This window comes from Acinetobacter endophylla (assembly GCF_053543775.1).
On sequence record NZ_JBLVOM010000237.1, the window covers coordinates 47520 to 67971 of the forward strand.

The window sequence follows — 20452 nt, forward strand, 5'->3', positions numbered from 1 at the left end:
TTATTTAGTGCAGCAGTCGCTTTTATCTTACTTGGTATATTAGACCTCTTGCGAAAGTAAAAACCACCTCAATATAAATTTCATGAGATATCAGAAATTAAACCGTTTTTCAGATTCTGAATTTAAACGCCTGGTTGGCGTACCTCGACATGTTTTTACTGAAATGGTAGAGGTTTTAGAAAAAGCAGAATCACTCAAAAAGAAATCAGGTCGTCCTCATACTTTAGATATAGAGGATCAGTTGTTATTAACTCTCAATTACTTACGGAACTACAGCACTCAACTGGAATTAGCGGCAAATTACCATATCGCTGAAAGTAATGTGAATCGAACCATTAAAAAGGTTGAAGATGCATTGATGAAATCAAGACGTTTTACTCTGCCAAAACGAAGCATTACCACGGCAGACGAACACTTTAACTGGGTAATTATTGATGCGACAGAATGTTCAATAGAACGTCCGAAAAAAAAATCAGAGTAAATTCTACAGTGGTAAAAAGAAGAAATATACGCTAAAAGTACAAGTGATCTATCATCCGAACAGCAAACAAATCATAGGGCTAGATATATCGAATGGCAGTCAGCATGACATTAAATTGGCAAGAAAAACGGTTAAGAAATTCAAACATTGTGAATATGTTATGACTGATCTAGGGTACTACGGATTAGAGCAAGATGGCTTTAAATTATTGATGCCAATAAAGAAAAAGAAGAATTTACCCTTATTTGATGTTGAGAAAAAGTACAATAAAATGATTGGAAAAATACGAGTTGTGATCGAACACATTAATAGTCAATTGAAAACATTTAGAATATTAAGTGAACGCTATCGAAATAGACGGAAAAGATTCGGCTTACGCATTAACTTAATTGCTGCACTCGTAAACCGGATAAACTTGCAATAATGACTTTCGCAAGAGATCTATTGTCATATTGGTTTATCTTCGATTTTGTTGTCCCAATATCTTATTATGATAATGATCTAGATAAAGGAGCATTTGCCACGATGATGAGTTGGTCAGCTACCTTATTTATTGGTTATGCCGGTTACATTTTATTAGATAAATGGAAAGAACAAGAAAATAGAAAAGTTGAAAGAGATGAAATTATTTTTGCTTACAAACAATTAGTTGGGTGGACAACTAAAACTTTAGATTTATCTCATAAACCTGAATGGAAAAAATCTGATTTTAATGAAATGAAAGAATCATACTATCAAGTATATGCAATTTTAGTTCTTATTGAGAACCTTTCTGATAAGTCAGAATTTATTTTAATTTCTAAAAAATTTACAGATATTTATAACAAGATTATTGATACAAAAACCGAGCAAATAGATGAAAAATTAGACCAAAATGTTTGTGAAGAGAAAGGCTTTGTTGCACAAAGCTATTCTTGAGGGCTTCTTCAGTAATATAATTTCCAGATGAAGAAGCCTACACCTAAAATCTATCGTACAACCAATTGGTCCTCGTATAACCAAGCTTTAATCAAGCGAGGAAATATTTCAATCTGGTTTGATCCTAAGACGCAATGGTATGCACAACCACAAGGCAAGCAAGGACGAAATCAAACTTATTCCGATACAGCGATTCAATGCCGTTTAATGATCAAATCTCTATTCCGTCTTTCTTTACGTATGGTTACTGGCTTTGTTCAAAGCCTGATTAAACTCTGTGGCTTGAATTGGACAGCACCAGATTACTCCACCCTTTGTAGACGACAAAAGCATATTGATATTGCGATAAGCTATCAGAAAAGTCATGATGGGTTACACCTACTTGTCGACTCTACGGGTTTAAAGTTTTTAGGTGAAGGCGAATGGAAGCGTAAAAAACATCAGCCTGAATACCGTCGGCAATGGCGTAAACTGCATATTGGTATAGATGCTGAAACACTGCAAATACGTGCCGTTCAGCTTACTACAAATAATGTCAGTGATTCACAAGTACTAGGTGATTTACTTAATCAGATTCCACAAGATGAGCGAATAGATTCTGTCTATACCGATGGCGCGTACGACACGAAGTGCTGCAGAAAAGTGATTTCAGATCGTCAAGCACATGCAGTAATTCCACCCAGAAAGAATGCCAAGCCCTGGAAAGATTCTAAAATAAGTTCAATAGAACGAAATGAGTTACTTCAAACGGTTAAACATTTAGGCAGAACCCTATGGAAAAAATGGTCGGGTTATCACCGTCGTAGTTTGGTGGAAACCAAGATGCATTGCATCAAATTATTAGGTGATAGGCTGACGGCAAGACATTTTCAAAGTCAGGTCAATGAAATTCATGCGCGTGTGGCAGTTCTGAATAGATTTACGGAATTAGGTAGACCTCACACCCAAGTTGTCACTTAAATTTGAATGGATTGGGGAAAACTCAGCTTTTGAATGTTTATGCAACAAAGCCGAAGAGAAAATCAAGAATCATATAGCAGATGTAGATAAAATTTATTCTAAATTATTATCTTCTGTTCGTATTGAATAAAAAAGAGCGCCGTAGCACTCTTTTTAAACCGTCAAAAATTATTCAGTCTTGGCTTTTGCATTCGACTTTTTCTTTTTGACCTTGGCCTTTTTCTTTACTTTATCTTTAACCTTTGCTTCAGACTTTCCTGCAGATGGTTTAGTAGACTTTTTACTGTAAGAGCTAGGTTTTCCTTTTCCTTTTTTGCGTCGTATGGGCTGTTCTCCATCGGCGCTCAAATTGGATTTAGATTCACGTTCATTGTTGCCGAAAACTTCTTCAGTCGCGGCTGGACGTGATACTGGTTTTTTCTCGCTCACACGCGGTGCACGGGCACGAACTGCACGGCCGGCATGACTGAGTTGTTGCACCAGTTCAAAATCGATCTTACGTTCTTCCAGATTGACACCGGCAACCTTGATTTTGACTTCATCACCCAGACCAAAGACCTGACCACGGTTCTGGCCGATCAGATTCTGGCTGCTTTGATCAAAGACAAAGAAGTCATCACCTAGCTGGCTGACATGCACCATACCATCGACATACAGATCTTTTAACGTGACAAACAGGCCAAATTCTGCCGTTGCACTAATAATGCCGACAAATTCTTCGCCCAGATGCTGCTGCATATAATGACATTTCAACCAGGTCGTCACCGAGCGCGACGCTTCATCTGCACGACGTTCTGTGGCAGAGAAATGGTCACCAGCTTCATCTAAAGCACCGCCTGAAAGCGGAGATGGCTTGTTATTTAAATGTGCTTTGATTGCACGATGCAATAACAAATCCGGATAACGGCGAATTGGTGAAGTGAAATGTGTATAGGCTTCATAAGCCAGACCATAATGGCCTGCATTACTCGCACCATAGTAAGCCTGCATCATGGAGCGTAATAACACGGCATGAATACTTGGTGCATCAATCCGTTCTTTGGTCGCTTCAATCACCGCCTGATAATCTTTCTGAGTCGGCTGTTCCGGGAAATTCAAACCCAGCAGCTTGACGAAGTCACGGACTTTCTGGATACGCGAGAACTCAGGTGGTTCATGCACACGGTACAGCATCGGCATTTCATTTTTCAATGCATATTCTGCGGCTGCGACGTTGGCCAGCAACATACATTCTTCAATCAACTTATGTGCATCATTACGGCTACGCGGCAAAATTTCTTTAATTCCGCCTAGTTCGTCGAAGGTCATGTATGTTTCGACGGTTTCAAATTCCATGGCATGGCGTTCAGCACGTAAACTTTTAAGAACTTGATAAAGCTGGAACAGGGTGTTGATCGACTTGCGAACTTCACGGTCTTCGGTAATGGCCTGGCTGTCGCCTTCCAGATACTGTGCGACCTGATCATAGGTCAAACGTGCCTTGGAATGCATGACAGACGGATAAAACTCAAAACCAGTCACACGGCCAGCACGTGACAGTTTTAAATCACAGACCATACATAGGCGGTCAACGTTTGGATTTAACGAACACAGACCATTCGACAATGCTTCAGGTAGCATCGGTAAAACGAAGTGCGGGAAATAGACAGATGTCCCGCGTTCCTGCGCTTCATCATCCAGTGGTTTGCCTGGACGTACATAATGACTGACATCAGCAATGGCCACCACCACGCGATAACCACCGCCAGGACGTTTTTCGGCATAAACCGCATCATCAAAGTCACGCGCATCTTCACCATCAATGGTGACCAAGGCTAAATCACGCAGATCCACACGACCTTCACGGTCTTTGGCCGTTGGCTCTTTAAAGCTCTCGGCTTCTTTAACAACTTCTTCCGGGAATTCATACGGCAAACCATATTCTAAAATGGTTTGTGGAATGATAATTTCAGTATCGGCCTTGTCCGCCATGGACTGCACAATATGTCCGGTCGCGAATTCTTCACGGGTCGGATAGGTATCAATCGCCACACGAATCGAGTCACCCAGATTGACCTGGGCATGTTCAATCAGTTCTTTTTCAAGGGTGATTGGCTGATGTGCATTTGGGTTGGCTGGCTGGATAAAGTATTCACCATCATACTCTGACACTTTACCAATGATCTGTTTGATACGATGCTGCACAACTTCCGTAATGTAGCCCCAAGCCTTACCTTTACGGTCGACTGAAGTCTGACGCACTTTAACGCGGTCACCATTAAAGACCAGGCGCAGTTCACGCTCAGCCAATAATAGGTCGTCCTGGCCGGAAATGTTGGCAGTTCCCATCCCTCGGGAATTAATATAAACCGTCGCTTCGGATTCAGGTTGCTCGACGGCAATCTGAAACTTGTAGCCATCTTTCATCAGTTGCCCGTCACGCACCATCGCAATTAAACGATGGCTCAGGGCATCAATACTTTTTTGATCTGCAATTTCAAAATGTTCGACCAGGTCTGCATGGGACTGGGCATTGTTCTTTTCGATGGTTTCTAAAATGAGCGTGCGGCTAGGGATAGGGTTGTCATAACGTTCGGCTTCAGCTTTTGCTTCAGGATCGACCCAGTTTTTCATCATGTCTTTAAATTTATCTTAGGAGATAGGTTTAGCATAAAACATGTGTGCGCAGACTGCACGTAAATGATTGCAATAATCCATTTAAGTTTTCAATTTTCTGTTAATTTTCGATAACTGGAAATTTATGCAGTTTTTTTACTATCAAAATGCACGAAAAATCGAGGAATTGCTTAAAAAGTATTTAAACGAGCAAAAATATGCACTTTTTTTTGATGCTGCGCTTGCAGTGCCATGCCGAAATTTGTATTATGGCCGCACGTTACGGTGAGATGGGTGAGTGGCTGAAACCACGTCCCTGCTAAGGACGCATACGGGTAACTGTATCGAGGGTTCGAATCCCTCTCTCACCGCCACGCTTACTTACATCGCGCGCTCATAGCTCAGCTGGATAGAGCACTTGGCTACGAACTAAGGGGTCGGGAGTTCGAATCTCTCTGAGCGCACCAAGTAGGTTAAGCAGAAAAAACGTATCGCCAACCGAGGCACACAAGTTACGCGCTCATAGCTCAGCTGGATAGAGCACTTGGCTACGAACTAAGGGGTCGGGAGTTCGAATCTCTCTGAGCGCACCAACTTGAACAATTAACCGCACATGTTGCGGTTTTTTTGTGTCTAAAATTTACAGAAATACTAGACAGCACGTGCTAAAAATAAGTCTCAGGCGAGTGAATAAAAATAAAGGCAGTCGTGATGAGAAAAATCATTGTCCAGGAATTTTTGACCCTCGATAGCGTGATGCAAGGGCCAGGCGGCCCAAAAGAAGATATATCTGGTGGTTTTCAATATGGTGGCTGGGTGGCGCCGTATTTTAACGCGGAACCAGATCCGGCATTTGATGTCATCATGCAAAAATGGATGCAGCCCTCCGATATTCTTTTAGGGAAACATACTTTTCAGATTTTTGAATCTTACTGGCCCACACATACTGAAGACTGGCCGGGAATTAATGATGTCAATAAATATGTTTTTTCTACCAGTCTGGAGCATTCCGACTGGCAAAATACCCTTTTTCTGAAAAGCATTGATGAGATAATCAAGCTTAAAGCAGCGGGAGAGGGGGATATTCGCGTATATGGTAGTGCTGCAGTGGTACAGGCGCTTTTCAAATATGAGCTTGTGGACGAACTTCGTCTGCTGACTTTTCCAATCATTCTGGGTGTTGGCAAACGCCTGTTTAGTTATGAAGCAATACCCGCCGCTTTTCAATTGATAGATCACTTGGCCAGTTCAAATGGTATTGTATTTACGCATTATCAAAGGGCAGGAGCAGTAAAGACTGGAACAATAGGCGAGTGATAAAGCGTACAGGGGGGACGGTCGTTTTATATTTGAATTCTATTCTGGCTGGATACCTAGTTGAGAATACTTAAGGCTGACCCATTGCATGGTGCAGGAATTTTTTTGGAAAATCCGGCTTCTTGGTTGAATTAATTAAGTGCTTTTAGCTCTAAATCCGCAGAAGTTTTCAGCAGAAAACTATAAATTTTGATACATCGTTTAATTACTGTACATTCAGTTGTGATTTTATTAAAAAACACTTAACAAGACTGAAAAAGCTCGTATAATGCACCCCATCAAGACGTCGCGCTCATAGCTCAGCTGGATAGAGCACTTGGCTACGAACTAAGGGGTCGGGAGTTCGAATCTCTCTGAGCGCACCAATCTTGATAAGAATTCTGAAAAAACCGCACGTTGATGCGGTTTTTTACGTCTGTGATTTTTAACTATTTTTCATATAAAAAACCAATAACTCTCTGCTTCCTTCTTATCTTAATTTCTGCTGCACTTTCAGTGCATAAACGGTATTACCACCTACCGCAGGTAAAACATCGTAATAGGGTATGCTGCGCATGGCTCTTAATAAGAACGGCGCCTGATCGTGAATCTTCATGCTGCTGGTAATTTGAAATAAGGTACCCTGTGACTGCGGCAATAAGCGCATGCCACCTTTCACAAACTTTAAGTCACCGCCATTGGCATTGAACTGGTTTTGCAAGGAATCAGGCTGGTAAAAACGCATTTTGAAGTTAAATGGAATCTGAATCACCCCTAAACCGACCGACACCTTATAGTTGGCATCTATATTCTGGGTATTGACCGGATTCAGTTCGACCTTCTTGATTTGCCGGGGGAAAAGTTGCTGCGTCGCTTCAGCCGCTAACCACGGCCGCAATTTTTCGACCGGATGCGAAAAATATTGATAGGTGCTGCTAAATCTTAAATTTTCTGAGAATTTTCCTTCTTTGATCAGATAGTTCGGCAAAATGAAACTGACCGGTTGCCCTGATTTTTGGCTGATCTGGGCAATTTTTTGTAGCTGTTGAGGGTTCAATCTCAGTTGCGGAATCGGAGTTGCTAGTGCTGCTGTATGCTCGGTTTTAAAGCGTTGTTGTAGTGCTTCCAGCAGAAATGCATTGGTACTCGGCGGAATGCCGAGTTTGGCTTCAGGCAGCGCATTCAGGATTTTACTGAATAAAAAGCCTTTAGGCTGATTTAGGTCGCCCCATTGGGTGACAGTCACCAGCGTTTTATGCGGACCCAGTGCAAACCATTCTAGTTTTCCCGCACCATAGGGAATTGGCGCATCAATAATTAAAGTACTGATGCTGTTTTCACCCAGATGATGCTGCATCACTACAGTTTCTTTAAAGTTCAACACCGGAATTGGGGTCGGGATATGAACCTGATATTTAACCTGCTGAATCGAACCCTGCTGCTCCAGCACTTTGGCCGACTTTAAGGTCGGAAACAGGCCGACATAATTCGGATAATGGCGCAGCAATTTTTCAACTTGAGCTTCAGCCACAGGCAATACCACAGCCGCACTATAAAACTGTGTCTTGCTGGCTGCATTACTGTTTAAGGTAGGAAGCTGGGTTTTACTGGTTGGATGCGCATAAATCAGAATCCGCTCGCCGGTTAATTCTGCCAGTTGCTGGACATTGCCTTGATAAGCACTCAGACTGCTTGGTATTTCGGCATTCCAGGGAATAATCTTGGCCAGTGCTGGAGCAGAAACTGTCAAACAAACACCGATGAGCATGCATTGCTTTAATCCTTTCATTCAACATCCTGTTGTGTATTTTTTGTTTTAATTGCTATTTATTTAAAACCAAATGCACATATTTCCAAAGCAAAGTTATGTAATTGATGCGACAGGCCATAAGCGCTGTGGATATTTTGGTATAGTATTGGGCAAGATTTTATTTTTGATGTGATGCTATGACTGAGTCAGCACCGACTTTATCGACCCGTTATTTTCTGACTTTAGAAGAATCTCAGGATGGTTTTGCCTTGGCGACGTTTGGCAAGAAGCAGATTTCACGTTTTCTGACCCCTTTGGTCAGTATCGGGATCATCATCTGGGGTTTCTCGATGGGCTTTGATGGCGTTGGACGTTATTACGTGGCTTTGGGTGCATTCTTCCTGATCCTGCAAGGCATCATGCGTTACTGGTTCCTGCCGATGATGTTTAAACGCCAGTTTGTTAAATATCAGTTTGGTAAAAGCGAACAGGGCATTGATCTGTATCAGGACTATGCGGAAATTTTTACCAATGATCGTAGCAAGCTGGTGCCATATAGCGAAGTGCAGAATTTTGCTGCCGGTAAACTGACTTATATGCTGGAATTGAAAAACCGTACCGTCGTCATTGTACCGAAGCGTGCATTCAAGGACAGTACTGAACAGAGTATGTTCGAGCATACATTTAAAAAATAATTCAGATATCTATAAAAGGAAAAGGGAAGTTTTGATCATGAGCACACGTCCATCCAAAATCGTTTGTGTGGGTCGCAGTTATGCCGATCATGCCAAAGAACTCGGCAATGCGATCCCTGATCGTCCGGTATTGTTTATCAAGCCACCGAGTGCCTTAAGTTCGCTCGAAGCAGGCATTGAGTGGAATCCGGAATGGGGCAATTGTCATTATGAATGTGAACTCAGCTTGCGTATTGACCGGACTTTAAGCAAAGAAAGCGATCCTCTGAAAGCACTTAAAGCTGTGGGTGCGGTGACTTTAGGTCTGGACTTAACTTTGCGTGATTTACAGGATGATCTCAAGAAAAAAGGCCAGTCTTGGGAACGTGCCAAAGCCTTTGATGGTTCTTGTTTGTTGTCGGACTGGGTGCCTGTCGCCGATGTAGTCACGGACTGGAAAGATGTGCATTACACACTCGAAGTCAATGATGAGCTGCGTCAAAAAGGCGATACTGCATTATTGATATTTGATATTGCGACGTTGCTGGCTGACATCAGTCAGGTCTTTACTTTGGAAGAAGGCGATGTGGTGATGACCGGTACCCCGGCAGGCGTTGCGGCATTGCATTCAGGCGATCAACTGAAAATGACGCTGAAGGGGCAGGTTCAGGATTATGTCTGGATGACTTTTGTGAAATAACCAAGATTTTAAATTAAAGGAGCCAATGGGCTCCTTTTTCATATGCATCATTTTATTCATTAACAGTATAACGCTTGCGAAACTGATCTGGGGTGCTTCCCATCCAGCGTTTAAACATGCTGATAAATGCCGAGGCATTGGCATAGCCCAGATCAAAGGCAATGCTCTCGACACTATGCGCTGCATTTAATAAAGACATGGCCTGCATCACTTTCAGGCGTTGTCGCCATTCATGCAGTGACATTCCCAGTTCTTTCTGGCTATATCGCGCTAGCGTCCGCTCGGTTAAATTAACGCGTTCTGCCAGTTGCTGCAGCGAGCTTTGATCTGCCGGATGCTGATGTAAATAATCTAAAATCTGTTTCAGCAATGCGTGTTCTGAATGCGGTAGATAACTGCTGACCAGTTGGGCTTGCTGGAGCTGATCGAGCAGCACCTGTAGCAGACGCTGATATTCAGCTGAATTCTCGAGTGCTGGATGATCTTGATGATGCAGTTGTTTCAGGTGGGTAAATAAAGCAGTGACCAGAGGCGCACTGAGCAAGATACCCGGTTGAGTAGGGAGTTGGCTGCATAGTGATTCATGCACATACAGGGTGCCATGAGAAACCGCAGTACGGTTCAGACCACGATGCTCTAAATTCGGTGGAAGCCAGATGCCGTGAGGTGAAGGTGTCACATAATTTATATGATTAATATTCACTTCCATCACGCCATGAAAAGCATAGACAAATTCTCCCCAGGCATGGCCATGCAGCGGATAAACAGATTGCGCGGGATCCTCCCTGAAGCTGATCCACAAAGGTGCTTGAATCAGATCATGAGTCGGAAGTTGCTTGAGCGAAGCTGAATCTGCTTGAATTTTTTTATGCATCACCGAAATTGCCTGAATAACACCATCATTTGTCTGTTTTGAAGTATATCTTTTATTTCTGACACTTTTATAGTGTACTTTCCAAATGAGCAACAGGACCGTATGTGAGCCAGCGTCAGGCGTTAGATGCTAAAGCATCTGCCATCATGTTTGTATTGTGTATGTTGTGGGGTTTACAACAGGTGGTATTGAAATGGGCCGCCAGTGATATTTCAGCCCTGATGCAAATTGCCTTGCGTTCAGCCTTATCTGCGCTGATGGTTTATCCCCTGATTCAGCAGAGCGTGCGCCGTCAACTCTGGAATGCACGCTATTTACCTGCAGGATTACTAGTCGGTGTGTTGTTTGCAACCGAATTCTATCTGATTGGTGAGGCACTGCGTTATACCTCAGCCTCGCATACGATTGTTTTACTCTATACCGCGCCAATTTTTGTGGCTTTGGGTTTGCACTGGAAAGTGCCGGCAGAGCGTTTGTCACGTATGCAATGGGGTGGTATCTTGCTGGCCTTTAGTGGGATTGTGGTCAGCTTTCTGTTACGTCCACAGACAGAATCAACTTTACAAACTGATGCCTTGTGGGGAGATTTTCTGGCTTTGCTTGGCGGCGTATTCTGGGCAGCCACCACAGTCAGTGTACGTCTGAGCCGGCTGGCTGAAGCACCTGCAACCCAGACTTTGTTCTATCAATTATTGATAGGTGGAATGCTGTTATTGCCTCTGGCTGTTCTGACTGGACAAGCAGCCATTCAATGGACGGTGTTGTCTATTTCCAGTCTGGTTTTTCATACCATGCTGATTTCCTTTGCCAGTTATCTGATCTGGTTCTGGATGCTGAAGCATTATCTGGCATCGCGTCTAGGGGTATTTTCCTTTTTGACCCCTGTATTCGGCATGCTGTTCGGCGTACTGATTCTGGATGAACACATCGAAATCAATTTTATTATCGGCACCTGTATGGTCATGCTGGGTGTGATTCTAGTGAGTTTGCAGGGATGGCTGAAAAAACCGAATATCAATAAAAGCATTCAAGAGCAAGCATGAAAATCTGGTCTGTAAATTTAGCGACCTGGATTGGTCTGTCTTCTATTCTGATCTGGGCCAGTCTGGTCGCCGTAGTGAAACTGATTACTGAATCTACAAGTGCAGTGCAGGGGATTGCTTTAATTTATAGTTTTAGCAGTCTGGCGATTTTTGCGTTCACCGGCTTTCCAAAAATCACGCAAATGTCCAAGCGTTATCTGCTCGGTTGTGGCGCTTTATTTGTGGCTTATGAGATTCTATTTCTGGTTGCTGTGGCATGGTCGGACAATCGTGAACAGGTGATGCTGATTGCCATGATCAATTATCTGTGGCCACCCTTGATGATTGTTTTTTCGATTTTTGCCCGACAGTTGCAGGCCCGCCTCTGGGTGATTCCAGGCTTTCTGCTCGCCGTAATAGGACTGATGCTGGTGGTCAATCCAGAAATCACTAATCTGCCGAAGTTTATGCAGGTTTTAGCTGAAAATCCTTGGGCTTATGGCTTTGCCTTTCTCGGCGCTTTGTTATGGCCTTGCTATTGCGTTCTGACCAGAACCTACGGCCGCGGACAAAATGGCGTACCGATTTCCTTTTTGGTCGCTGTAATTAGCTTATGGTTCTTACATTTAGGATTAAACGAACCTTTTATCATGCCCACATTCAAGCTATGGCTGGGAATTGCAGTGGTGGGTAGTCTGATTGGCATCGCCTATAGTAACTGGAATCAGAGTATGCAATTCGGCAATATCAAGGTGCTGATCTTAGCCACTTACTTTATGCCGATTCTTTCTTCGGTCATGTCCATGCTGATTCTGGATGTCAGGCCCGAACTCAGTTTCTGGATTGGGACGGGTTTGGTGACTGCAGGCGCTATAGTCTGCTGGAAATCTACCGCTATCAGTTAAAAAAATCCTCTCAAGCGAGAGGATTTTTTTATTTATGTCGGAACAGTTCGGACAATGGGAAATTGAGTTTTTCTTCCAGATATTGATCAGTTTCCTGTAATCTAGGTGAGAAATTTTGCATCCAGATGTCATCAGTCTGGGCATTGGTGAGATGGTTTTTGCGTGGCAGTGGATAAGGCAATTGCAGATAAAAATTCCAGAAGCTGACCTGATCCAGATCGCGAACCAGCACATATTCATTCTCATCGGTGCGTTTGATTAGATTCTGCTTTTCAAACATGGCGACATAGCTCGGCCAGTGGCCAATTTCATCTCGGCCCAGCACTTCAAGCGCTTGTGCTTCACTGATGCTTTCACCGGTTTTCTGTTTTTTATAAAAGAGTTCTAACAGATCTAGCAGCATGACGATGGGATGGCGTTTATTGTCCTGCCCCGATTCGAACGCTGTCAGGGCATAACTGATTTCAACACCCAATAAGACAATAATCCACGACAGATAAATCCAGAGCAGGAAAATCGGCACAGCGGCGAAGGCGCCATAGACAATTTCATAACTGGTAAAGTTTGACATGATATAGCCGAACAGGTTTTTCAGAAGCTCAAACACCACGGCACTAAACAGACCGGCAATAAAGGCAGATTTAAGCGGTACACTGCGATTCGGAATGGTCCAGTTCAAAATGAAAAATCCGAGTACAGTCAAAGAAAAGGAAATTGCCCAGAGAACAAAGGCACCATCCAGCTCATAACCGGCAAAGTTATTGCTGAGAATGCTCATGGATGCCACGGTCGAGGAAATCACAAACGCACTGCCGAGTAAAATCGGCCCCAGCGAAATAATGGTCCAGTAACGCATAAAGCCCATAATTCCGCCCCGTGTTTCAGTCACGCGCCAAATGCGGTTAAACACCGTTTCGATACTGCTGAGCATCAATACTGTGGTCACAAATAAGAACAGAATACCAATGATGGTGAGATTGCTGGATTTATCGGTAAAGGCATTCAGGGCTTTATCAAAGGCAATGGTGGTTTTGGGTAAAAAATTACTATAAATTAGCTGCTGTAATTGCTGCCGCGCAGGTTCTAGGGCTTTAATGGAAGAAATAATCACCAGAAAAACCGTCAGCATCGGCACTACGGCGAACAGGGTGGTATAGGTCAGGGAACCTGCCTGTTCGCGACAGCGGTCTGTTTCAAAGCGTCGAAGTACAAATAAAACAAATTGAAACCAGTGTTTTTCATAGAAAGGTAATTTCTTTAAATACTTAACAATCATCTGCATCCAATCTCAATTTTTTTAATCATCATGAATTTTCATCATCAGCTTAACCAAAAAACTTGCAAAGTATCGTATAGTTTTATTTTTTTAAGTAATGAATAAGAACCATGATGCAACCTTATGTCCTTGTTTTATATTACAGCAAATATGGCTCAACCAAAGAAATGGCGCATCTGATTGCCAATGGAATTGAAGCGGCAGGCGTGGCAGTAAAAATCAGGACAGTTCCAAATATATCCAGCATGGTAAAAGTCGCTGAACCGAGTATTCCGGCAGAAGGGGATATTTACTGTACTCTGGACGATCTGGCGCAATGTGCCGGCCTGGCGCTTGGTTCACCGACCCGTTTTGGCAATATGGCCTCTGAAATGAAATATTTTTGGGATCAGACCACGAGTCTGTGGCTGAATGGAGCGCTACACGGTAAACCGGCTTGCGTGTTTACGGCATCAGGTTCCATGCATGGCGGACAGGAAAGTACTTTGCTGACCATGCTGCCGCCGTTGTTCCATCATGGCATGATGATCATGGGGCTTAGTAACTCAACACCGGCACTCTCGAATACCAAAACTGGTGGTACGCCTTATGGCGCTAGTCATGTCAGCGGCCCACGGCATGATCAGGGCCTGAGTCAGGATGAAAAAATTCTGTGTGAAGTACAAGGCAAGCGTTTAGGTGAAGTGGTACTGAAACTCAATCGAGTCTGAAAAACACTCACAGGAAATGAAGGATGGACTTCATTTCCTGAACTTTATTAGGCTTCTTTTTGATCTTTTTGATCTTTTTGATCTTTTTGATCTTTTTGATCTTTTTGATCTTTTTGATCTTTTTGATCTTTTTGATCTTTTTGATCTTTTTGATCTTTTTGACTAAATCTGTATTTGCATTTCAGACATTGATAATCCTGAAACAGATTGCGGTCAACAGAAACTCCAGCTTTTTTCCCTAGAAAATTACCGACCACACCGCCGGTAATTCCGACACTGATTGCACCGACAAAAGTACCTACGGTTCCACCGACAATGACACCTAAAGGTCCGGCTACCGTACCAATCGCAGCGCCAATCGATGCACCTGAAGCAGCGCCACCCACAGTCCCCGCAGTTGCACCCGCTGAACTCATGAGAATGCCGCCAATTTTCTTTAAATTCTGTTCATGATCGCGCTGTTCGATATCAGATGAGCCACATTTAGGACATTGCATAGATTGTTCCATCAAGGATTGAGATGTGCTTGTTTTAGATTCATTGGGAATAGGATTTTTGCCCTGATCAGTACTTATTCATAACATACAACAACACACTAGATAAGTTTTGAATTCGCAAATCAGAAACATTGCATACTCACTTGATTCTAGTTGAGTTCACGCTAAAACATTGTATTTCAGCTGTAAATATATGCCTTCTTGGTTGATTAACGCAATTCTTAACCTGTCATTGAGGAAATGGCAAATCTCAAGATCATCAGAAATGTTCTTCTCTCATCATTCTAAATATTGTGCTTTTAGCTCTTAGAAAGACTATTTCTGGAGTTGAGATGAAAAAGGAAGGGTAGTCGAAAAAATATGCAAACGAGTTCTTATCGGAGCTATTTAAATTTTTCAGACAAAATACACCTGAATATTGGCGTTTCTTTATAAGTCACCTTCATTGTAATTGATTAATTATATTTTAGATAAATCGTGACATTTATCCTTATTAAATAGAAGTTCTAATAAAATAAAAATTTACGGTCTTTAAAATGTAAAAAGCATAATAATTCTAATCTTTATTAGATAAATTTTTGATTATTACTAATATAAAAAATATATTATCTTAATCAAGTTTTTTATATAAATCTTATATTCAAAAAAAATTTATATAATGATTTCTTACAAATCACAAATAATAAACAAATATTTATTAATTAATTAAAAACAATACTTTATATTTTTAAATGAAACAAAAAAATATGTGAATAGGGATTAGTTTTACATTTTATAATTTTATGTGATTTAATATTTTTCAGATAAATTTAATCTTATTAAATGAAAAATTAAATAAATATCTTAAATCAGAGGATATTAAGATTATGAGAATGTTAGTTATCAATCTGGGTTTATTATGTTTATGTTTTCTAAGTAACGCTTATGCCACTTCTGATGAGTGGACTCAGCGTTGGAAATCATCCAGTGCCCGTTCCAATGAGAATCTAGTTCAAGCCAATCTGATCGAACTTAAGGAGTCAGACTATTATTCCGGATTAGGTAAAACCACCGTTCATAGCACCTCAACTACTTCCATCGGGACGGTAAATACCCCGACCAACAATATCAATGTAGAGGGTACAGACAACAATATTGATATTACGAGTGAATTGCTGAATGAAGCACCAGTCAATTCAAATACCAACCAAAATCCTCAGCGCTGTCTTAATTTAAGTAACAGACCAGGAGAATCACAATGCTGAATTTCTCCTCGACCAGAAGACATTTATCTTTCGTAAGTGTCACCGTCCTTTTTAGTTCTTTTTTAACAGGCTGCACAGGTTTAGCACCCTCAAACAAGAAGCCAGTTAGCCTGGTGCAAGGTCCCCCAATTACCGATATTTTTACCCCTTTTGATATGGCTTTATCCTGCCTAAAAGGACAATTACGTAGTGATGTGAGTTTCTCCGTGGGGGCAATTCTGGATCAAACCGGTAAGGATGTGGTGACCAATGGTGGTAGCGGAAAAATGGTGACCCAAGGTGCGGGAGATATGGTGCAATCTGCCTTGTTTCAGGCGGGGGTGAGCTTAATGAACCGGCGTGATCCCCGGATTATCGAAAGCGAAGCCAAGTGGGGCATTCGTGATCCAAGACAAATCCAGGCTTCTGATTATTATGTGACAGGCAGTATTAACAGTCTTGATTTTATTCCGGGTGGTGGTTTTGATATGCAAATCGCCGGTGTCGGCCCGAATTATAGTCAAACCCGGATTATGGTCGGTCTGGATTTATCTCTGACAGATACCCGCAGCAGTAAAGTCGTGGGCAATGTTTCATTGCAGAAGCAAATTGCTGCACAGGATTATGGCTTAAGTGCAGGCAGATTCGCTGGTCGTACACTCTTAAACATTCAGATTGGAAAAGGAGAACGCGAGGCAACTAATTTTGCCTTGCGACAAATGTTGAATCTGGCCACTTTTGAATTGCTGAGTCAGGTTGTCCCACCCGCCGTATTTGAAAGCTGTCGTGCGCAGATACCGCCAGAGTTCGGTCAATTAAACTTAACCCGAAGTTCTGTTGCGCTGCATAAATACAAGAAAAACCAGCAACAAAATAGTACAGCTTCAAGCAGTGTTGTTCAGGAGTCAGTCTCAAGCCAGGCAGACTCATCCAATGAAAAAAATAAGTTAACCAACTCCCCGAGTAAAGATACAAAACCGCCTAAACAGAAAGAGTCCGAGGTGATTCAAAACCCTGAAGCAGAGCCTGAAATGAGTAAACAGGACTTGATTAAATATATCAGCAAGAAGCAGCGTCAACCTTCTTCAAATGAAAAGAATGAAGAAAAAGATACTCAAGAAGAAGCTGCTAAAGAACAAGAAGATGAAAAAACCACAACGCTATGGGAGGTTAATCCTGATGTGGTCGAAAATTACTGGTCTAGCACCCAACGTGATTAAAAGTATTTGAGAATGGGCTCGCTCCCATTATAAGAAGGAGTACTTAGCGAGAGGTACTTCAAAACAAAAGTAGGAAGAACAACGATGAAAAACACGATCAAAACAATCGCTTTATCCGTCGCCTTTCTGTCTAGCGCAGGTATGGCATACGCCCAAGATGGTGAAACACCTACTGATGTCACCGTAGATACAGGCTTACAAGCTACCCTGGATTCTATTTCTCAGCAGGTTGAAAATGGTTCTGCTTTGAATCTTGCAGTGAATACAGGTGATGTTGATGCAAGTGTCGATTTAGAAGCAATTGCAGAAGCTACTAGAGAAGCACCAGAGGCCATTAGTTCAATTGAAGGTAGTATTGAAACTACTGCGATTGGTGCCGCGAATACCGGTAGTATCAGCATCGAACAGGGTAGCTACAATAAGGTGGTATCAGACATATCAGATGCAACGGATAACTACGATTACAGTGCAGTAACGAGTGCAACTAATAATTCTGAAACTCTAGAGGAGCTATCAGAGGTTTCGGATAGTTCAGATATCTCGGAAGTTATAAGTTCGACACTGAGTACTGACTATAGTGAGGAAATCAATGAAACTTTAAGCAATTATAGTGTAGCGAATATTGCCTATAATGCGGGTGCTATTGATGCATCTGTCAGTGCTATTTCAGAAGGAACTCAAACTGCTATTAACAACAGCATCACAACTACCGCTATCGGTGCTGTGAATAGCGGTAGTATCACTGTGACTGTTAAATAAACTCTTTTTTCGAGGTGAACACAGGTCTAACTATTGGCAGATAGTTAGGCCTCTTTATTTTATAATAACATCCACATAAATTGTTGTTTATTCATCGGATAAAAAAGTACTTATTGTTTGACACTCTCTATTTCAGAAATTGAGTAGTCTGGAGCTTAAGATTAAGTCATTTATCTAGGATCAAATCTGGAAGAATAAATAAGAATTTAGGCTGAGCTATAGCCGAGTTTTGGATATTTTAAATTTATATCATCAGAAAAACGCAATAAAAAAAGAGCGCATCAGCGCTCTTTTGAAATTCATTGGCGAGCTTAGTCGCGAACAAATTCAACTGTGCCATTTGCTAAAGACTTCACACGTGCCAGTGATTCCACACGGTAGCCTTTTTCAAGCAGCAGATCACGACCTGGCTGGAATGATTTTTCAATCACAATGCCAATACCGACTACTTCTGCATTTGCCTGATGAATCAGGTCTGCAAGACCTAAAGCTGCTTGACCATTAGCCAAGAAATCATCGATCACTAAAACCTTGTCGGTTGAGCTGATGTGTTTATTTGAAATCGCGATCGTGCTTTCAGTTTGTTTGGTAAATGAAAAGACTTTAGAACGATATAAATCATCTTTCAGGGTCAGAGACTGGTATTTACGTGCAAAGATCACCGGTACGCCAAGCTCTAGGCCGGCCATTACGGCAGGTGCAATACCTGATGCTTCAATCGTAATAATTTTGGTAATACCAGCATCCTTAAACAGACGCGCAAATTCTTGACCAATCAGTTGCATCATGACTGGATCAATCTGATGGTTTAAGAAAGAGTCTACTTTCAAAACTTCTTCAGAGAGGACGATGCCTTCAGCCAAGATTTTCTGTTCTAGTGCATGCACGGGAGAATCCTCAAGAGCAGGTGCTTTTTCAAGCAAAAGCGTATTGTAAAAAGCACCCGGAAAAAATCAAGTGAAATTCGCCAAAAACTTAGTTGCTTGCACCTTTATAGTCAGTTAACAGTAAACCATAGGAGGTTTTCTTGTCGACATGCGAAACTTTGACTGGAAGATAGTCAAGTTTTGGTGCCAGCCAGAAAATGGTTTCACGACCTGGTTTGCTATGTTTCATCACCACTTTAATGGTATTAAAAGATCCGTATTTGGTACTTATAGTCTCTGAACCTTGTTTGACAAACTTACGGCCTTCAATTTCTTTGGCATCAGCGATATAGTAATTTGTTTTCAGGCCTGAATTTTTTAAGTCTTCACGAATTTGCAATTCTGCATTCAACTCATCCAGAACATCTGCTCTCCAGGCAAAAGAACGTTTTTCATCGTCTTTCTTGGTACTGATAGTTTTGCTGGAAGGATTAAAATTAATACTCATGGTGTTGTTATGCACCAGTACTTTACTGCTGCGACTGAAACTGCTTGATCCGATCTTGCCATTATTAAAAGTAAAGCGGCTGGTTTCGGTTGCAGAGGCAATCCCCCCGGCTTTTGCAGCAAAGACATACGTCCAGTTATTGCCAGATTTACTTAGAGTCCGTGTTGCAGAACCCATATTCTTGCCATTATAGCTAAATTGATAACTGGCCTGGAAAGGAGTCATGGCAAAAGCCTGGCTAGAAATACCAGTGAACAGTATCGCGCTGCTCAGACCCGTGGTCATCACTAAAGTTTTGAATACAGTCTTCGCCATCAGTTATTTTCCTATATTGATTCAACGGGCAAAACATATCACTTATTGCACCCTTTATTATTTGGGCAAAATATGGAAATTGAAGGGATATTTCTGCCAAAAATGTATATTTCATGTAGTTTTATGGAGCTTTTGTTCAAAAACTACGTTCGGCATGATTTAAGAAGGATCTTTCTGTTTGATGGGAGTGACCCGGTTATCATCCATCTCGTCTTCATCCCAGTTCTCTTCCTGATCTTGGGAGAGTTTTCTAAACAGGGCGGCCAGATTGACGTTGCCAATCACCACCAGTTCGGCTTCACGAAGTACTGCGTGATTCACATGAACTTTGCTTAAGGTATCAATGACAGATCGGCTTTTACCTAACCAGCGATTTAAATCCAGATAGAGCAAGTCATCGATGACTTTAATCACGCCCAGTTTTTCCAAAATCATTCCCAAAGGATCTTTATTCAAGACACGTTGATAGAAGAACAGGCCAAAACGCACGCCAAGTTTATAAAGCATATTCGGATATTTGGCTTCAATCAGCTGGGTATCACTAATTTGCTCGAACACGATCAACTGGGTGGTTTTATTCAGTTCCATCTGTACCAGTTTCAAATCAACCGATAAAGTGACAATCAGGCCTTTATAATCCAGTGTTGCGTAGAGACGCAGCCAGTCTTCATGTAAATCTGCGTGTAAGTCTTTCAATGCATCGACATTGTCTGTGACAAAGCGCTGAAAGGTTGCATTTAGGAAGACTTGCGATAGGGGAAATTCACGCTCATCTTCAATAAATCCTTCCGCCCTCTGATACACTTGGCGGATTCGGTTGGAGATATTGGAAATTAGCGTTTGCATACTGAAGCGTCCTGGCAACTTTATTTTTGACTCGGGATGTATCTTGTCGAATTGTAT

Annotated in this window: 20 protein-coding genes and 4 tRNA genes; 16 read left to right on the forward strand and 8 right to left on the reverse strand. The window is 42.0% G+C overall.

Annotated elements, in window-relative coordinates; translation table 11 throughout:
* The first annotated feature begins 82 nt into the window (after positions 1 to 82).
* The 3 genes from ACNPNW_RS09070 (at position 83) to ACNPNW_RS09080 (ending at position 2359) form a co-directional block, all read left to right on the forward strand.
* Positions 83 to 905, forward strand: a protein-coding gene (locus ACNPNW_RS09070) for an IS5 family transposase (RefSeq protein WP_143115431.1) whose coding sequence is annotated in 2 segments (ribosomal slippage) — positions 83 to 463 and positions 465 to 905 — 822 coding nt in all. Because the reading frame shifts where the segments join, the coding sequence is not laid out codon by codon here.
* 101 nt (positions 906 to 1006) lie between these two features.
* Positions 1007 to 1399: a hypothetical protein gene (locus ACNPNW_RS09075; RefSeq protein ID WP_448766905.1), complete on the forward strand. Its 393-nt coding sequence runs from the start codon at positions 1007 to 1009 to the stop codon at positions 1397 to 1399.
* Positions 1400 to 1426: 27 nt separating this feature from the next.
* Positions 1427 to 2359: an IS5-like element ISAha3 family transposase gene (locus ACNPNW_RS09080; protein ID WP_448766906.1), complete on the forward strand. Its 933-nt coding sequence runs from the start codon at positions 1427 to 1429 to the stop codon at positions 2357 to 2359.
* 168 nt (positions 2360 to 2527) lie between these two features.
* Here the strand turns inward: ACNPNW_RS09080 and rnr are convergent, their stop codons facing one another.
* Complete coding sequence (gene rnr, locus ACNPNW_RS09085) at positions 2528 to 4975, reverse strand: ribonuclease R (protein ID WP_448766907.1); 2448 nt, start codon at positions 4973 to 4975, stop codon at positions 2528 to 2530.
* Between the two features lie 263 nt (positions 4976 to 5238).
* On the opposite strand from rnr, the gene ACNPNW_RS09090 reads away from it, so the two are divergent.
* The 5 genes from ACNPNW_RS09090 (at position 5239) to ACNPNW_RS09110 (ending at position 6636) form a co-directional block, all read left to right on the forward strand.
* Positions 5239 to 5328 (forward strand) — tRNA-Ser (locus ACNPNW_RS09090).
* 16 nt (positions 5329 to 5344) lie between these two features.
* A tRNA-Arg gene (locus ACNPNW_RS09095) sits at positions 5345 to 5421 on the forward strand.
* A 49-nt stretch (positions 5422 to 5470) separates the two neighbouring features.
* Positions 5471 to 5547: transfer RNA gene (locus ACNPNW_RS09100), tRNA-Arg, on the forward strand.
* A 118-nt stretch (positions 5548 to 5665) separates the two neighbouring features.
* Complete coding sequence (locus tag ACNPNW_RS09105) at positions 5666 to 6271, forward strand: dihydrofolate reductase family protein (RefSeq protein ID WP_448766908.1); 606 nt, start codon at positions 5666 to 5668, stop codon at positions 6269 to 6271.
* A gap of 288 nt (positions 6272 to 6559) precedes the next feature.
* Positions 6560 to 6636, forward strand: a tRNA-Arg gene (locus tag ACNPNW_RS09110).
* A 104-nt stretch (positions 6637 to 6740) separates the two neighbouring features.
* Here the strand turns inward: ACNPNW_RS09110 and ACNPNW_RS09115 are convergent.
* The gene (locus ACNPNW_RS09115) at positions 6741 to 8039 is read right to left on the reverse strand and encodes an SRPBCC family protein (RefSeq protein ID WP_448766909.1); all 1299 of its coding nucleotides are present in this window, start codon (positions 8037 to 8039) and stop codon (positions 6741 to 6743) included.
* A gap of 158 nt (positions 8040 to 8197) precedes the next feature.
* Here ACNPNW_RS09115 and ACNPNW_RS09120 point away from each other — a divergent pair, with 158 nt between their 5' ends.
* On the forward strand, positions 8198 to 8695 hold the full coding sequence (locus ACNPNW_RS09120; protein ID WP_448766910.1) for a YcxB family protein: 498 nt from the start codon (positions 8198 to 8200) through the stop codon (positions 8693 to 8695).
* 37 nt (positions 8696 to 8732) lie between these two features.
* Positions 8733 to 9374, forward strand: coding sequence for a fumarylacetoacetate hydrolase family protein (locus ACNPNW_RS09125; protein WP_253174555.1), 642 nt, complete (start codon positions 8733 to 8735; stop codon positions 9372 to 9374).
* 52 nt (positions 9375 to 9426) lie between these two features.
* On the opposite strand, the gene ACNPNW_RS09130 is transcribed toward ACNPNW_RS09125, so the two are convergent.
* Complete coding sequence (locus ACNPNW_RS09130; protein ID WP_448766911.1) at positions 9427 to 10248, reverse strand: AraC family transcriptional regulator; 822 nt, start codon at positions 10246 to 10248, stop codon at positions 9427 to 9429.
* Positions 10249 to 10352: 104 nt separating this feature from the next.
* Here ACNPNW_RS09130 and ACNPNW_RS09135 point away from each other — a divergent pair, with 104 nt between their 5' ends.
* Together ACNPNW_RS09135 and yddG are read left to right on the forward strand one after the other, a co-directional pair.
* On the forward strand, positions 10353 to 11291 hold the full coding sequence (locus tag ACNPNW_RS09135; protein WP_448766912.1) for a DMT family transporter: 939 nt from the start codon (positions 10353 to 10355) through the stop codon (positions 11289 to 11291).
* The gene (gene yddG / locus ACNPNW_RS09140) at positions 11288 to 12175 is read left to right on the forward strand and encodes an aromatic amino acid DMT transporter YddG (RefSeq protein ID WP_448766913.1); all 888 of its coding nucleotides are present in this window, start codon (positions 11288 to 11290) and stop codon (positions 12173 to 12175) included. The genes ACNPNW_RS09135 and yddG overlap by 4 nt, the downstream gene beginning before the upstream one ends.
* A 28-nt stretch (positions 12176 to 12203) precedes the next feature.
* On the opposite strand, the gene ACNPNW_RS09145 is transcribed toward yddG, so the two are convergent.
* Positions 12204 to 13451 carry a YihY family inner membrane protein gene (locus ACNPNW_RS09145; RefSeq protein ID WP_448766917.1) on the reverse strand — a complete coding sequence of 416 codons (1248 nt, stop codon included), beginning with the start codon at positions 13449 to 13451 and terminating at the stop codon, positions 12204 to 12206.
* A gap of 113 nt (positions 13452 to 13564) precedes the next feature.
* Between ACNPNW_RS09145 and wrbA the strand changes: the two genes are divergently transcribed.
* On the forward strand, positions 13565 to 14161 hold the full coding sequence (gene wrbA, locus ACNPNW_RS09150; RefSeq protein ID WP_034438516.1) for an NAD(P)H:quinone oxidoreductase: 597 nt from the start codon (positions 13565 to 13567) through the stop codon (positions 14159 to 14161).
* Between the two features lie 47 nt (positions 14162 to 14208).
* Here the strand turns inward: wrbA and ACNPNW_RS09155 are convergent, their stop codons facing one another.
* Positions 14209 to 14670 carry a hypothetical protein gene (locus ACNPNW_RS09155; protein ID WP_448766918.1) on the reverse strand — a complete coding sequence of 154 codons (462 nt, stop codon included), beginning with the start codon at positions 14668 to 14670 and terminating at the stop codon, positions 14209 to 14211.
* A gap of 854 nt (positions 14671 to 15524) precedes the next feature.
* Between ACNPNW_RS09155 and ACNPNW_RS09160 the strand changes: the two genes are divergently transcribed.
* From ACNPNW_RS09160 to ACNPNW_RS09170, 3 genes are all read left to right on the forward strand, one after another.
* A complete protein-coding gene (locus ACNPNW_RS09160; RefSeq protein WP_004732227.1) occupies positions 15525 to 15902 on the forward strand; it encodes a hypothetical protein in 378 nt (125 codons plus the stop codon).
* Positions 15896 to 17101, forward strand: coding sequence for a CsgG/HfaB family protein (locus ACNPNW_RS09165; RefSeq protein ID WP_448766914.1), 1206 nt, complete (start codon positions 15896 to 15898; stop codon positions 17099 to 17101). Before ACNPNW_RS09160 ends, ACNPNW_RS09165 begins: the two co-directional genes overlap by 7 nt.
* Positions 17102 to 17185: 84 nt before the next feature.
* Positions 17186 to 17860: a hypothetical protein gene (locus ACNPNW_RS09170; RefSeq protein WP_420938122.1), complete on the forward strand. Its 675-nt coding sequence runs from the start codon at positions 17186 to 17188 to the stop codon at positions 17858 to 17860.
* 311 nt (positions 17861 to 18171) lie between these two features.
* Here ACNPNW_RS09170 and ACNPNW_RS09175 read toward each other — a convergent pair whose 3' ends face one another.
* From ACNPNW_RS09175 to ACNPNW_RS09185, 3 genes are all read right to left on the reverse strand, one after another.
* Positions 18172 to 18747, reverse strand: a complete 576-nt coding sequence (locus ACNPNW_RS09175; RefSeq protein ID WP_005094083.1) for a xanthine phosphoribosyltransferase — start codon at positions 18745 to 18747, stop codon at positions 18172 to 18174.
* 88 nt (positions 18748 to 18835) lie between these two features.
* Entirely contained in the window at positions 18836 to 19549 is a 714-nt protein-coding gene (locus tag ACNPNW_RS09180) for a DUF3108 domain-containing protein (RefSeq protein ID WP_004645094.1), read from the reverse strand.
* A 159-nt stretch (positions 19550 to 19708) separates the two neighbouring features.
* The gene (locus ACNPNW_RS09185; RefSeq protein WP_004645096.1) at positions 19709 to 20395 is read right to left on the reverse strand and encodes a hypothetical protein; all 687 of its coding nucleotides are present in this window, start codon (positions 20393 to 20395) and stop codon (positions 19709 to 19711) included.
* Positions 20396 to 20452: the final 57 nt, after the last annotated feature.